Origin of the sequence: Lactobacillus intestinalis (assembly GCF_024397795.1) — a bacterium.
GTDB classification, from domain to species: domain Bacteria; phylum Bacillota; class Bacilli; order Lactobacillales; family Lactobacillaceae; genus Lactobacillus; species Lactobacillus intestinalis.
Genome location: NZ_CP072983.1, coordinates 1,184,593 through 1,198,109, shown reverse-complemented (window position 1 = coordinate 1,198,109; position 13,517 = coordinate 1,184,593). Strand labels below are relative to the sequence as shown.

Here is a 13,517-nt window from a genome sequence, read left to right as displayed (position 1 = left end):
AAAATGGTAGAAGCTGTTAAATTAAAAAATTTAATTCGTGATAATCGAATTGTTCATGTTTACCAAGGTGAACAATGTGTTGACGATAAAAAATTATTGGTTTCCGATATTTATCGACCTGGTCTTGAACTAACTGGATATTTTGATTTTTATCCTAAGCAAAGAATTCAATTACTAGGAAGAACTGAGATTTCTTATGCTGCTAGACTGGATCATGAAAGCCGGGAGCGTGTTTTTAATAAAATGTGCACCCCAGAAACGCCATGTTTTTTGATTTCTAGATCACTGCCCGTTCCAGAAGAATTAAAAGTAGCCGCAGATAAGAACAATATTCCTATTTTACGATCTCCTGAATCGACTACCTATGTTTCTAGTATCTTAACTGATTATTTACGAGAAAGATTAGCTAAGAGAATGAGTATTCACGGTGTTTTAGTAGAGATCAAAGGGATGGGGGTGCTTTTAACTGGAGCGTCTGGAGTTGGTAAATCTGAAACAGCACTTGGTCTAGTTCATCGTGGCCATCGTTTAATTGCGGATGATCGGGTGGATGCTTATCAAAAAGATCATGATACAGTAATGGGAGAAGCCCCTAAAATTTTACGCCATTTAATGGAAATCAGGGGAATTGGAATTATTGATGTTATGAATCTTTTTGGTGCCGGTGCTGTTAAAAATAGAACCGAAATTCAATTAGTAATTAAGTTGGTAAATTGGGACAATAATGCAAATTATGATCGTTTAGGCTTTAATGAAGATACTCGTGAAATTTGCAATGTTCCAATCCCACAAATTACTATTCCAGTGAAGGTTGGTCGAAATATTGAAAGTATTATCGAAGTTGCAGCCATGAACTTTAGAGCAAAGAAGATGGGATACGATGCAACTAAGGTTTTTGATGATAATTTGGCTAACTTAATTGCCGATAATTCAAAATCAGATACAAAGGAATAGATTTACAAATGAAATTAGCATTAAATCCAGTCGCCTTTCGCTTAGGGAATTTAAGTGTAAAATGGTATGGTATCATCATGGCAGTAGCGATTGTGGTTGCTACGTGGATGTCAATCGATGAAGGTAAAAAACGCCACATTGCCAGTGATGATTTTGTTGATCTGCTTTTATGGGCAGTTCCAATTGGTTATGTAGGGGCTCGTTTATACTATGTGATTTTTGAGTGGAGATATTATTCGCAGCATCCCGATCAAATTATTGCTATTTGGAATGGAGGGATTGCCGTTTATGGTGGTTTAATAGCGGGCTTGATAGTACTGCTTATCTTTTGCCATAAACGAGGATTACCACCATTTTTGATGCTTGATATCATTGCTCCTGGAGTGATGGCAGCACAGATCATTGGCCGCTGGGGAAATTTTGTTAATCAAGAAGCTCATGGTGGGCCAACTACTTTACATTTTTTACAAAGTTTACATTTACCAGAATTTATTATCGCGCAAATGAAAATTAACGGTGTTTACTATCAACCGACTTTTTTGTATGAATCCTTCTTTAACTTGATTGGATTAATATTGATTTTGAGTTTGCGTCATAAAAAACATCTCTTTAAGCAAGGGGAAGTTTTTATGACATATTTATTATGGTATTCTGTAGTTCGTTTCTTTGTAGAAGGTTTAAGAACAGATAGCTTGTATATTTTTGGTATAATTCGTGTATCACAAGTCTTAAGTTTAATTATATTTGTTTGCGTAATTGCATTATGGATTTACCGACGTGTTAAAATTAAACCTAAGTGGTATCTTGCTGGTAGTGGGTTAAAATATCCATATACAAGAGATTAATTATTTCAGTTAGAAAGTTTGAGAAATAGATAAATGACAAAAATTGCAGTTTTAGGTAATGGTTCATGGGGATCAGTTTTAGGTTCCATGCTTGCAGATAATGGCAATGATGTAACTCTTTACGGTAACATTGATAGTGTTAATGAAGAAATTAACGAAAAGCATACTAACAGTCATTACATGAAAGACTGGAAGCTTAATGAAAACGCAAAGGCAACTGGCAATTTGACAGAAGCCTTAAAGGATGCAGAGATTGTTTTATTTGTTCTTCCTACAAAGGCAATCAGAATTGTAGCCAAGAATGTTCGCCAAGTTTTAGATAAAACTGGTAACAAACCACTTTTAGTAACTGCTACTAAAGGTATTGAACCTGGAAGCAAGAAGCTTATCTCAGAAATTTTAACTGAGGAAATTTATCCAAATAATGCAGACAAGATTGTAGCTATCTCTGGTCCAAGTCATGCTGAAAATGTTGCTCAGAAAGATTTAACTGCTATTGCTTGTGCTTCAAGCGATGAAGAAAATGCTAAGAAAGTTCAAAAGATCTTCTCTAATGACTACGTACGTTTCTACACTAATGACGATTTAATTGGTGTTGAAGTAGGTGGAGCTGTTAAGAATGTTATTGCGATCGCAGCTGGTATCTTAGTAGGTAAAAAGTACGGAGATGATGCTAAAGCCGCCTTAATGACAAGAGGACTTGCTGAAATTACTCGTTTAGGCGTAAATTACTTTGGTGCTAAACCAATGACTTTTAGTGGTCTTTCAGGTATTGGAGATTTAATCGTAACTTGTACCTCATCTAACTCACGTAATTGGCGTGCGGGTAAGCAATTAGGTGAAGGTAAAACTCTTAACTACATCTTAAAGAATATGGGTCAAGTGGTTGAAGGTGCTACCACTGTTAAAGCAGTTCACGAATTATGTGAAGAAAAGAATATTGATATGCCAATTAGTGAGGCTGTTTACCGTGTTCTTTACGAGCAGACTAATGTTGATGACGAAATTAAAAAGATGATGGGCAGAAGTCCTAAACCAGAAATTCGCTTATAGGCAATAAGCTTGCCATTTACAAAATATTGTAGTATTATTTACTTACGAAAAGTAAGAAAACCAAGAGGTGGAAAAATGGCTAAAAATTATGATGTAATTATTATTGGTGCCGGTCCAGGTGGTTTAACTGCAGCCCTTTATGCTTCAAGAGCCAATTTATCTGTATTGATTCTTGATCGTGGCCCTTATGGTGGTCAAATGAATAATACCGATGCAATTGACAATTATCCTGGTTTTACTGAAATAAAGGGACCAGAACTTGGTGAAAAAATGTATCAGTCAGTAATGAAGTTTAAACCAGATTTTGAATATGGTGATGTTCAATCTGTTACGCTTGAAGATGATCATAAATTAGTTAAAACGGATACTGGCGATTACAGTGCTCCAGTGGTCATCATTGGTACTGGAGCTGATCACAAGCATCTGAATGTACCTGGAGAAGAGGAATATTCAGGCAGAGGGGTTTCTTACTGCGCTGTCTGTGATGCGGCCTTTTTCAAGGATGAAGATGTTGTTGTAATTGGTGGAGGAGATTCTGCAGTGGAAGAAGGTATTTATCTTGCTCAACTTGCAAAATCTGTTACCATTGTTCATAGACGTGATAAATTAAGAGCACAACCTGAATTGCAAAAGCGTGCTTTTGATAATAAAAAGATTAAGTTTGTCTGGAATGCTCAAACTGAATCTATTGATGGTGATGGTCAAAAGGTAACTGGAATTACTTATCTTGATAAGGAAACCGGTGAAAAGAAGACTTTATCAGCTGCTGGGGTATTTATCTATGTTGGAGTTATTCCTCAAACTGCTCCATTTAAGGATTTAGGGATTCTAGATGAAAAAGGTTGGATTCCAACTGATGAACATATGCGTACCAAAGTTCCTGGAATTTTAGCTTTAGGAGACGTTCGAGCAAAAGATTTACGTCAAATTGCTAATGCTGTTGGGGATGGTAGTATCGCAGGTCAAGAAGCTTACAATTATTTACAAAGCTTATAAGGTATACCAATTTTTGATAAAAAAGTCACTATAAAAAGTGGCTTTTTTTTATGGCTTTTATTATTGAAAAGGTTTACAATTAAGTAAGAAAGCGCTTATAGTTAAATAAATAATAGCTTTTAGGTTCGAGTATATACACTTTTTTCACGAGAAAATCATGGAAATGAAAAATGGCAATGTTGAGCAAAGATTGGAAAACTTTGTCTCTGGAAAGGAATTTTATCTTCAAGATATTTTGGGATGTCATTTCGAAGAGGGGAATTATACTTTTAGAGTTTGGGCGCCAAGTGCACAACAAGTTTGGTTAGTTGGTGATTTTAATAGTTGGCAAAAAACAATGCCAATGGTTAAAGATAAATATGGTGTATGGAGCATCCGAAGTGAATTGCCACAAAATAATCAGTTTTACAAATATTTAGTAAAGCAAAATAATGGCGAAGAAATTATGAAAATCGATCCCATGGCGACAAGGTTTGAAGCTCGTCCAGGGGATGCTGCGGTAATTGGCGATTTAAGGAAAAAGCGCTGGCATGATGGTTCGTGGTTAGGCCGCAATAAGCGATCTAATTGGTTTGCCCGTCCAATTAATATTTATGAAGTTCATCCCAGTTCTTGGAAGACGCACCCTGATAGTTCTCCGTATACTTTAAAGGATTTAAAGCGAGAACTAATTCCCTATGTGAAAAAATATGGCTTTAATGGAGTGATGAATTACCCAGCTCGTAATTTTGTGGTTTCGCTACTTACCAAAGATGATCAAATTAAGGCAGAAGATAAATTTTCTCAATTAGTAGAGAATTATCCAAGTGCTTTTTTGAAAAATTGTCTGAATAATATTGGGACTCATGATACTGAACGGATCAAAACTGTCTTGCATGGAAATGAAAATTTGGTGGCGATTGCTTTTGGCTTACTAATGATGTTGCCGGGGGTGCCATGCATTTATTATGGAGATGAGGCTGGATTAATTGGTAAAAAGACCCTAATAATCGCCGCTTCTTTCCATGGGGACGTGAGAGTGAATTTTTAGAAAACACGGTTACGGATATGATTCATTTTAGAAAAGACCATCTTACTCTTGTGGATGGTAAAATTAGTTTTATTCATGTTAACAACGACATCAATGGCCTAGTTCGTCAAAAAGAAGATGAAACAATTATTTTTGTTTTCAATAAGGGAAAGAGTGAAGCTGCTTTATCTGAAAATGATATTCAAGTGGAATGTTTACCGTGCAATATCCAAAAAAGGATTCAACGCGCATTAGCAGATAAAATTATAAAAGCTGAAGCATATTTGTTGAAAATAATATAAAATTTTATTATTAAAAATAGTAGAATAAAGCATAGGGAGAAATTTTAAATTTAAGAATAGAGGTTCACATGAACGCAGAAGAAACTTTTGAATTATGGCAAAAGGCTGATAATCTACCAGACTACTTACAAGAACAATTAGATGAGTTAAGCAAGGACCCTAAGTGGGTGGCCGATGCTTTTGGTCAAGATATTAATTTTGGTACTGCAGGGATGAGAGGACGTCTTGAACCAGGTACTAATCGAATTAACCTTTTTACAGTTGGAAGAGTTACCGAAGGGTTGGCTCGTTTGATTGATGAAAACGGTGAAGAAGCACAAAAGCGTGGGGTGGCTATTTCTTTTGACTCTAGATACCATTCAAGAGAATTTGCGGAATATGCTGCTAGAATTTTAGCTACACATGGCATTCACGTATATCTTTTTGATGATTTAAGACCTACTCCAGAATTATCCTTTGCTGTTAGATATTTGCACACTTTTGCAGGAATTAACATCACTGCATCTCACAATGCTAAGCAATACAACGGCTATAAGGCATATGGTGAAGATGGTGCACAAATGGCTCCTGAAAATGCAGATAGACTATTTAGTTATGCACAAAAGGTTAAAGACATTTTCCATATTAAAGCTGATAATGTCGCCAAACTTCGTGCAAATGGCACCTTACAATTAATTGGTGAAGATGTTGATGAAGCATATTTAGCAGAATTGAAGAAAGTTAACATCGATACTGATTTAATTAAGAAGAATGCAGAAAAATTAAAGATTATCTATACTCCACTTCACGGTACAGGAAAGATGTTATATGATCGTGCATTTAGACAAGGTGGATTTGATAATGTCATTCCAGTGCCTAGTCAATCAATTATCGATCCAGAATTTCCAACTACCATTAAACCCAATCCAGAATATCGTGATGTTTTTAAGCCTGGTTTTAAATTGGCGGATGAAGTTGATGCCAATGTTATTATCGCAACTGACCCAGATGCTGACAGAATGGGGGCCGCAGTCAGAAAAGAAGACGGTGACTTCCAAGTTTTAACTGGAAACCAAATTGCAACTTTGATGGCTTACTACCTACTTGTTCATTTAAAGGAAAGTGGTAAGCTTTCAAACGATTATGAAATTGTAACTTCTGTTGTTTCTAGTGCACTTCCGTTTAAGATTGCAGAAGATTTTGGTATTAAGACTAAGCACGTTTTAACTGGTTTTAAGTATATCGGTGAAGAAGTCGATCGTATGAACAAAGCTGGAGATGCTAAGTTCTTGATGGGTTTTGAAGAAAGCTATGGTTACTTGTTTAAACCATTTGCTCGTGATAAGGATGCAATGCAAGGAGCATTGATGTTTGCAGAACTTACAAGTTACTATGCTTCTAGAAATATGACTGTCTTTGATGGTTTGAAAGAAATTTGGCAAAAGTATGGTGTGGCTTATGAAATAACTCGTGCGATTGAAATGCCAGGGATTGGTGGTCAAAAGAAGATGGCCGAATTAATGAGCAAGCTTCGCGATGAACACTTGACTGAAATCAATGGTGCCAAAGTTATTAAGATTCAAGATTTCTTGAAGAAAGAAACTATTGAAAATGGAAAAGTAACTCCACTTGAAGGTTTTCCAGAGTCAAATGTTTTGAAATATTTCTTAGACGATGAAACTTGGGTTGCTCTTCGTCCATCTGGAACTGAACCAGTAATTAAGGCTTATGTTGGCGTTAATAGAGCTACTATTGAAAAAGCTGAAAAGGCTGCTGAAGACTACCAAGCAGCTTTAGCAAAATTATTAAAATAATTGAGCAAAAAACGTGCGAAAACATGTTCTTGGTAGTAAAATAAATATACATTAATTTAAAAGTTGGGCTTTTGAGTCCAACTTTTTTTGCGGGGTGACTTTTTATGATCAAAAGACAGAAAAATCGTAAATTTGAATTAGTATCTAAATTTAAACCAGCTGGTGATCAAGAACAGGCTATTGATAAGTTGACTGCTGGCTTTAAAAAAGGATACAAAGAACAGATTCTTGAAGGTGCAACTGGTACTGGTAAAACTTTTACCATGGCAAATATCATTGCTAAACTAAATAAGCCAACTTTAGTGATTTCTCACAATAAGACTTTGGTAGGACAACTTTATGGCGAGTTTAAGGAGTTTTTCCCTAAAAATGCCGTTGAATATTTCGTATCTTACTATGATTACTATCAACCAGAAGCCTATGTACCTCAATCAGATACTTATATTGAAAAAGATTCAGCAATTAATGATGAAATTGATCAACTCCGTCACGCAGCGACCAGTGCTTTGATGGAGAGAAATGATGTAATTGTGGTTGCTTCGGTTTCCTGTATTTATGGTTTAGGGGATCCGCGAGAATACGCTAAAAGCGTGATTACTCTTCATGAAGGTGATGAATATGAACGAAATGTGCTTTTGCGTGATTTAGTTAATTTGCAATATGATCGTAATGATATTGACTTTCAGCGTGGTCGATTCCGAGTAAGAGGGGATGTTGTTGAAATTTTCCCTGCAGGAAATTCTAACCATGCCTACCGAGTAGAATTTTTTGGCGATGAAATTGATCGAATTGTTGAAATTGATTCTTTAACTGGTGAAATAATTGGCGAAAGAGAAAATATTTCTCTTTTCCCAGCAACCCACTTTATGACGAATGATGAACAAATGAAGCGTGCACTAAAGGCAATTTCGCAAGAAATGAATGTGCAGGTTAAGGAATTTGAAGGTGAAGGGAAACTTCTTGAAGCTCAACGTATTAAACAAAGAACTACCTATGATATGGAAATGATGAGTGAAGTTGGCTATACTAACGGAATTGAAAACTATTCTCGTCATATGGAAGGTAGAAAAGCTGGTGAGCCACCATATACTTTGCTTGATTTCTTCCCTGATGATTTCTTAATTTTGATTGATGAATCTCATGCGACGATGCCAGAATTGCGGGCCATGTATAATGGGGATCGAAATCGTAAGAAGACTTTGATCGATTATGGTTTCCGCTTGCCATCGGCACTTGATAACCGTCCATTAAAATTACAAGAATTTGAAAAGCATGTTAATCAAATTCTTTATGTTTCAGCAACCCCTGGCGATTATGAATTAGAGAGAACCGATCATAAGGTTGAACAAATTATCCGGCCGACAGGACTGCTTGATCCTAAGATTGAGGTAAGGCCGATTGATGGGCAAATTGATGATTTGGTTGGTGAAATTAATAAGCGTATTGATAAAGATGAGCGTGTCTTCGTTACTACTTTAACTAAAAAGATGGCTGAAGATTTGACAGACTATTTAAAAGATCTAGGAATTAAGGTTCGTTATTTGCACTCGGATATTAAGACTTTAGAGAGAATGCAGATTTTGCGTGATTTGAGACTAGGGAAGTTTGACGTGTTGATCGGAATTAATTTGCTTAGGGAAGGAATTGATGTACCGGAAGTTTCATTGGTGGCAATCTTAGATGCAGATAAGGAAGGCTTTTTGCGAGCTTATCGTCCCCTTGTTCAAACTATGGGTAGAGCTGCCCGAAATGCAAATGGGGAAGTAATTATGTATGCCGATAAAATCACGGACTCCATGCATGAAGCAATCGATGCCACTAATCGTAGACGTGAACTGCAAATGCAGTTTAATAAAGAGCACAATATCACTCCTAAAACAATTATTAAGCCAATTCGTCGAGCTATCTCTGTCACTAAAGATACTGAAGAAAAAGAAAAGAGCGACAGTTTTGCAGATTTGAACTTTGATGAATTAACTGCTAAACAACGTCAGGAGATGATTAAGAACTTGCAAGCTCAGATGCAAGAAGCTGCTAAGAAATTAGACTTTGAAGAAGCCGCAACTCTTAGAGATGCAATTATGGAATTACAAAATACAACTAAGAAACCAAAGAAGAAAAGGGGGAAAGGTAATTAATGGTAAATGATAAGATTGTAATTCGTGGAGCACGCGAACATAACCTAAAAGATATTGATATTACTATTCCAAAAGATAAATTGGTCGTTGTGACTGGATTATCAGGATCCGGGAAAAGTTCTCTAGCTTTTGATACTTTGTATGCGGAAGGGCGCAGACGTTATGTTCAATCACTTTCGAGTTATGCTAGACAATTTTTAGGACAAATGGATAAGCCAGATGTTGATTCGATTGATGGGTTAAATCCTGCCATCTCAATTGATCAGAAAACAACTTCGCATAATCCACGTTCGACTGTGGGTACGGTAACTGAAATAAATGATTACTTACGTCTTTTATGGGCTCGTGTTGGTACTCCAGTTTGTCCAAATGATGGGACTGTCATTGAGCGCCAAAGTGTAGATCAAATGGTAGATCGAATTATGGCCCTTCCTGAAAGAACCCGAATTCAGTTGCTAGCTCCCGTTATTAGAGATAAGCGTGGGGAACATAAAGAAGCATTTAAACGAATTCAACGCGCAGGATATGTCCGGGTGATTGTTGATGGTGTAATGCATGATATTAGTGATGATATTGAGCTTGAAAAAAATAAACGTCATTCAATTGATATTGTGGTAGACCGTTTAGTCGTTAAGGAAAGTATCCGTTCACGCTTATTTGATTCAGTTGAAGCTGCTCTTCGTTTGTCTGATGGTTACATGAATGTTGATGTCATTGGACAAGAAATGCTTAATTTTTCTGAATATTATGCTTGTCCTAAGTGTGGTTTTACTGTTGGAGAAATGGAACCACGTCTATTTTCATTTAATGCACCATTTGGAGCTTGTCCTGATTGTGATGGACTGGGAATGAAACTTTCAGTAGATGAAGATCTGGTTATTCCGGATAAAAGTAAGACTTTGGCTGAAGGTGCAATTGCCCCATGGAGTAATTCGAAGTATTACACGGGGATGCTTGAGCAGGCTTGTGAAGCTTTACGCATTCCAATGGATAAACCCTTTAATAAATTAACTAAAAAGCAAAGAGAAACTATCCTACATGGTTCTAAAAAAGCTGTTAAATTTCATTTAACTGGAGATTTTGGAGTAAATGATACTACGCAACCTTTTGAAGGAGTCATGGAAAATATTAATCGACGTTATCATCATCCGATGTCTAAGTTTATGAGGGATGCAATGGGTAAGTACATGACTGAACTTACTTGTTCTACTTGTCAGGGTAAACGTTTAAATGAAAAAGCTTTGGCAGTTAAGGTTGGCGATAAGGATATTGCCCAGGCTTCAGAATTATCAATTAATAAGGCTTTGAACTTCTTTACTGATCTTAAATTTAATGAACAAAAATCTACAATTGCTAAACCGATCTTAAAAGAAGTTAGGGATAGACTAACTTTTTTAGATAGTGTTGGCTTAGATTACTTAACTCTTTCTCGTTCAGCCAATACCTTGTCAGGAGGAGAAGCTCAAAGAATCCGTTTAGCTACTCAAATTGGATCAAACTTATCAGGAGTTATGTATGTGTTGGATGAACCTTCAATTGGACTTCATCAACGGGACAATGATCGTTTAATTGCTTCTTTAAAGCGTATGCGTGATTTGGGGAACTCTTTAATCGTGGTAGAACATGATGACGAAACTATGCGCCAAGCGGACTACTTGATTGATATGGGCCCTGGTGCTGGAAGTTATGGCGGAAAAGTTATGGCTGCTGGGACCCCAGAAGAAGTAGAAAAAGATCCTACCTCTTTAACTGGGCAATATTTATCTGGTAAAAAGTTTGTTCCTGTTCCATTAGAGCGTAGAGCTGGTAATAAAAAATTTATTACTATCAAAGGTGCTTCAGAAAATAATTTGAAAGACATTGATGTAAAATTTCCACTAGGTAAATTAATTGTGGTAACTGGAGTTTCTGGTTCTGGGAAATCTACTTTAGTTAATACTATTTTAAAAAGAGCACTTGCTCAAAAGCTCAATAATAATTCGGAAAAACCTGGTAAATATAAATCTATTACTGGTTATAAAAATATCGAGAAGATTATTGATATTGATCAAAGTCCCATTGGACGAACTCCAAGAAGTAATCCCGCCACATATACCAGTGTGTTTGATGATATTCGGACCCTTTTTGCACAAACAAATGAGGCTAAAATGCGCGGCTATACTAAGGCGAGATTTTCATTTAATGTCAAAGGCGGCCGGTGTGAAGCTTGTCATGGCGACGGAATCATTAAGATTGAAATGAACTTTTTGCCTGATGTCTATGTACCTTGTGAGGTATGTCATGGAACTCGTTATAATTCTGAAACTTTAGAAGTAACTTATCGCGAAAAAAACATTGCGGAAGTTTTAGATATGACAATTAACGAAGCTACTAAGTTCTTCCAAAACATTCCTAAGATTGCGCGTAAACTCCAAACTATTGTTGATGTTGGTTTAGGATATGTAAAATTGGGCCAATCTGCCACAACCTTATCTGGTGGTGAAGCTCAAAGAATGAAGCTTGCAGCAGAATTGCAAAAATTATCTACTGGTAAGAATTTTTACATTTTAGATGAACCAACCACAGGTCTTCATACTGATGATATTAAGCGTTTGATGGAAGTTTTACAGAGACTGGTGGATGAAGGAAATACAGTTTTAATTATTGAACATAATCTTGATGTGATTAAATCTGCTGACTGGCTAATTGACTTGGGACCAGAAGGAGGCGATGGAGGTGGTACTATTGTAACAACAGGTACCCCTGAAGAAGTTGCTAAAGTAAAAGAAAGTTATACGGGCCAATATTTAAAACCTGTTCTTGAACGTGATACTAAGCTTACTAAAGAAGCACTTGACAAAAATGATTAATTGTCAAGTATTACATTATTAATTAATAAGTGTAAAATATGCTTCAAGGAGGAGAAAATTATGGATAATTTTTCTACATCATCAAGAAGCAACCGTGGTTTTGATTGGGGCGCATTAATTGCAGGTGTCCTAATGGTCATTGCAGCTTTTCTATTAATTCGTCACCCTGGGAAAGGATTACATGCCTTTGTGTTAATCTTTGGTATTTTGTCTATTGTCCAAGGGTTTGTATGGCTAGCTGGATATTCACGTTTCCGCAACTTCTTTTCACGTAGCTGGGTAACTTTGATTTCTGGTATTTTAGATATTATTGTAGGTGTTCTGTTCTTATGCTCCTATGATATCGGTGGTTTAACAATTGCCTACTTATTTGCAATTTGGTTCTTTGTGGACTCAGTGGTAGGGATTGTATTTTCATGGCACTTAAAAGATTTTTCAACTGGCTATTTTATCTTTAGCTTGATTATGAATATCTTGAGTTTGATTATTGCTGTATTTTTGATCTTTAATCCATTAATCGCAGCTTTGAGTTTAGTATGGTTAGTCGCATTTTGGTTATTAGTATTCGGAATCAACGAAATTGTAACAGCTTGGATGCACAGATAAAATTTTAAGAAGTCGTAAGACTTCTTTTTTTATTATAAAAAAAGAAACACCCGGTATGTTATAATGCAAGGGTAGGGGAGGACAGCACAATGGCTGAAGAAAAGAAGCAATTACTAATTGTAACTGGAATGAGTGGTGCAGGTAAGACTGTAACTGCTCATGCCTTAGAAGATATGGGGTATTTTGTAGTTGATAATTTACCTCCAACTCTTTTAAGTAGTTTTTGGGATTTAATGATTAATTCTAATGATTTCCAAAAAGTAGCAGTAGTAATTGATTTAAGAGTGAAAAATTTTTATACCGATTTACTTGATGAAGTAAATTCACTTGAAGATAATGGAAAAGTTCAAGCAACTATTTTATTTTTAGAAGCCTCTAATGATACTTTAGTTGCGCGTTATAAGGAGACTAGACGGCTACCGCCCCTTGCAAATAGTGGTCGTCTTCTTGATGGGATTTTGGAGGAACGTCGAATTCTCACACCAATCAAGAATCGGTCTAACTATATAATTGATACTTCTAAGTTGTCGACAAAGCAATTAAAAGAAAAGTTGTTAAGTACCTTTAGTGACAGTAAAAGACAGCCTTTTTCAATTGAAGTTATGTCATTTGGCTTTAAGTATGGGATGCCAATTGATGCTGATATTGTAATGGATGTACGATTCTTACCTAATCCATTCTATATCCCTGAATTGAGGCCTTTTACTGGACTTGATAAGCGGGTATTTGACTACGTCATGAGCAAAGAAGAAACGCAAGTATTTTATCAAAAATTATTAGATTTATTGAAAACGGCGATTCCTGGATATATTAAAGAAGGTAAAGAAAAGCTCACAATTGCAATTGGTTGTACTGGCGGCCAACACCGAAGCGTATCAATTGCGCAACAGTTAGCACGTGACCTTTCTAAAAAGTATCCGGTTGATATTACCCACCGCGAGGTTAGCCGTTACAGTAGAAAGTAGGTGAAGA

General features: G+C 36.3%; 11 protein-coding genes. All 11 read left to right on the top strand.

All coding sequences use genetic code 11. The features are described from left to right. The first annotated feature begins 3 nt into the window (after positions 1 to 3). The 11 genes from hprK to rapZ all read left to right on the top strand — a co-directional run bounded on the left by hprK (position 4) and on the right by rapZ (position 13,510). Positions 4 to 954 carry an HPr(Ser) kinase/phosphatase gene (hprK, locus tag KBW87_RS05575; RefSeq protein ID WP_057810730.1) on the top strand — a complete coding sequence of 317 codons (951 nt, stop codon included), beginning with the start codon at positions 4 to 6 and terminating at the stop codon, positions 952 to 954. An 8-nt stretch (positions 955 to 962) separates the two neighbouring features. Then, positions 963 to 1,799: a prolipoprotein diacylglyceryl transferase gene (gene lgt / locus KBW87_RS05570; RefSeq protein ID WP_057810732.1), complete on the top strand. Its 837-nt coding sequence runs from the start codon at positions 963 to 965 to the stop codon at positions 1,797 to 1,799. Positions 1,800 to 1,832: 33 nt separating this feature from the next. Continuing rightward, entirely contained in the window at positions 1,833 to 2,852 is a 1,020-nt protein-coding gene (locus KBW87_RS05565) for an NAD(P)H-dependent glycerol-3-phosphate dehydrogenase (protein WP_057810734.1), read from the top strand. Positions 2,853 to 2,927: 75 nt separating this feature from the next. Beyond that, the gene (gene trxB, locus KBW87_RS05560) at positions 2,928 to 3,848 is read left to right on the top strand and encodes a thioredoxin-disulfide reductase (RefSeq protein ID WP_057810736.1); all 921 of its coding nucleotides are present in this window, start codon (positions 2,928 to 2,930) and stop codon (positions 3,846 to 3,848) included. A 157-nt stretch (positions 3,849 to 4,005) separates the two neighbouring features. Further along, positions 4,006 to 4,878: an alpha-amylase family glycosyl hydrolase gene (locus KBW87_RS09685; protein ID WP_057810738.1), complete on the top strand. Its 873-nt coding sequence runs from the start codon at positions 4,006 to 4,008 to the stop codon at positions 4,876 to 4,878. Between the two features lie 17 nt (positions 4,879 to 4,895). After that, positions 4,896 to 5,159, top strand: coding sequence for a hypothetical protein (locus tag KBW87_RS05545; protein ID WP_057810740.1), 264 nt, complete (start codon positions 4,896 to 4,898; stop codon positions 5,157 to 5,159). Positions 5,160 to 5,227: 68 nt separating this feature from the next. After that, a complete protein-coding gene (locus KBW87_RS05540) occupies positions 5,228 to 6,952 on the top strand; it encodes a phospho-sugar mutase (protein ID WP_057810742.1) in 1,725 nt (574 codons plus the stop codon). A gap of 104 nt (positions 6,953 to 7,056) precedes the next feature. Continuing rightward, positions 7,057 to 9,090: an excinuclease ABC subunit UvrB gene (uvrB, locus tag KBW87_RS05535; protein ID WP_057810744.1), complete on the top strand. Its 2,034-nt coding sequence runs from the start codon at positions 7,057 to 7,059 to the stop codon at positions 9,088 to 9,090. Continuing rightward, positions 9,090 to 11,939 (top strand): excinuclease ABC subunit UvrA, encoded by a 2,850-nt coding sequence (uvrA, locus tag KBW87_RS05530; RefSeq protein WP_057810746.1) that lies wholly within the window; start codon positions 9,090 to 9,092, stop codon positions 11,937 to 11,939. The genes uvrB and uvrA overlap by 1 nt, the downstream gene beginning before the upstream one ends. Before the next feature lie 60 nt (positions 11,940 to 11,999). Further along, on the top strand, positions 12,000 to 12,545 hold the full coding sequence (locus KBW87_RS05525) for an HdeD family acid-resistance protein (RefSeq protein ID WP_057810748.1): 546 nt from the start codon (positions 12,000 to 12,002) through the stop codon (positions 12,543 to 12,545). An 89-nt stretch (positions 12,546 to 12,634) separates the two neighbouring features. Then, positions 12,635 to 13,510, top strand: coding sequence for an RNase adapter RapZ (rapZ, locus tag KBW87_RS05520; RefSeq protein ID WP_057810751.1), 876 nt, complete (start codon positions 12,635 to 12,637; stop codon positions 13,508 to 13,510). The last annotated feature ends 7 nt before the right edge of the window (positions 13,511 to 13,517 follow it).

What these genes read in the sequence shown, in the direction of transcription:
- hprK (WP_057810730.1), top strand. Translation starts at nt 4, where the DNA reads ATGGTAGAAGCTGTTAAATTAAAAAATTTAATTCGTGATAATCGAATT.
- lgt (WP_057810732.1), top strand. Translation starts at nt 963, where the DNA reads ATGAAATTAGCATTAAATCCAGTCGCCTTTCGCTTAGGGAATTTAAGT.
- KBW87_RS05565 (WP_057810734.1), top strand. Translation starts at nt 1,833, where the DNA reads ATGACAAAAATTGCAGTTTTAGGTAATGGTTCATGGGGATCAGTTTTA.
- trxB (WP_057810736.1), top strand. Translation starts at nt 2,928, where the DNA reads ATGGCTAAAAATTATGATGTAATTATTATTGGTGCCGGTCCAGGTGGT.
- KBW87_RS09685 (WP_057810738.1), top strand. Translation starts at nt 4,006, where the DNA reads ATGGAAATGAAAAATGGCAATGTTGAGCAAAGATTGGAAAACTTTGTC.
- KBW87_RS05545 (WP_057810740.1), top strand. Translation starts at nt 4,896, where the DNA reads ATGATTCATTTTAGAAAAGACCATCTTACTCTTGTGGATGGTAAAATT.
- KBW87_RS05540 (WP_057810742.1), top strand. Translation starts at nt 5,228, where the DNA reads ATGAACGCAGAAGAAACTTTTGAATTATGGCAAAAGGCTGATAATCTA.
- uvrB (WP_057810744.1), top strand. Translation starts at nt 7,057, where the DNA reads ATGATCAAAAGACAGAAAAATCGTAAATTTGAATTAGTATCTAAATTT.
- uvrA (WP_057810746.1), top strand. Translation starts at nt 9,090, where the DNA reads ATGGTAAATGATAAGATTGTAATTCGTGGAGCACGCGAACATAACCTA.
- KBW87_RS05525 (WP_057810748.1), top strand. Translation starts at nt 12,000, where the DNA reads ATGGATAATTTTTCTACATCATCAAGAAGCAACCGTGGTTTTGATTGG.
- rapZ (WP_057810751.1), top strand. Translation starts at nt 12,635, where the DNA reads ATGGCTGAAGAAAAGAAGCAATTACTAATTGTAACTGGAATGAGTGGT.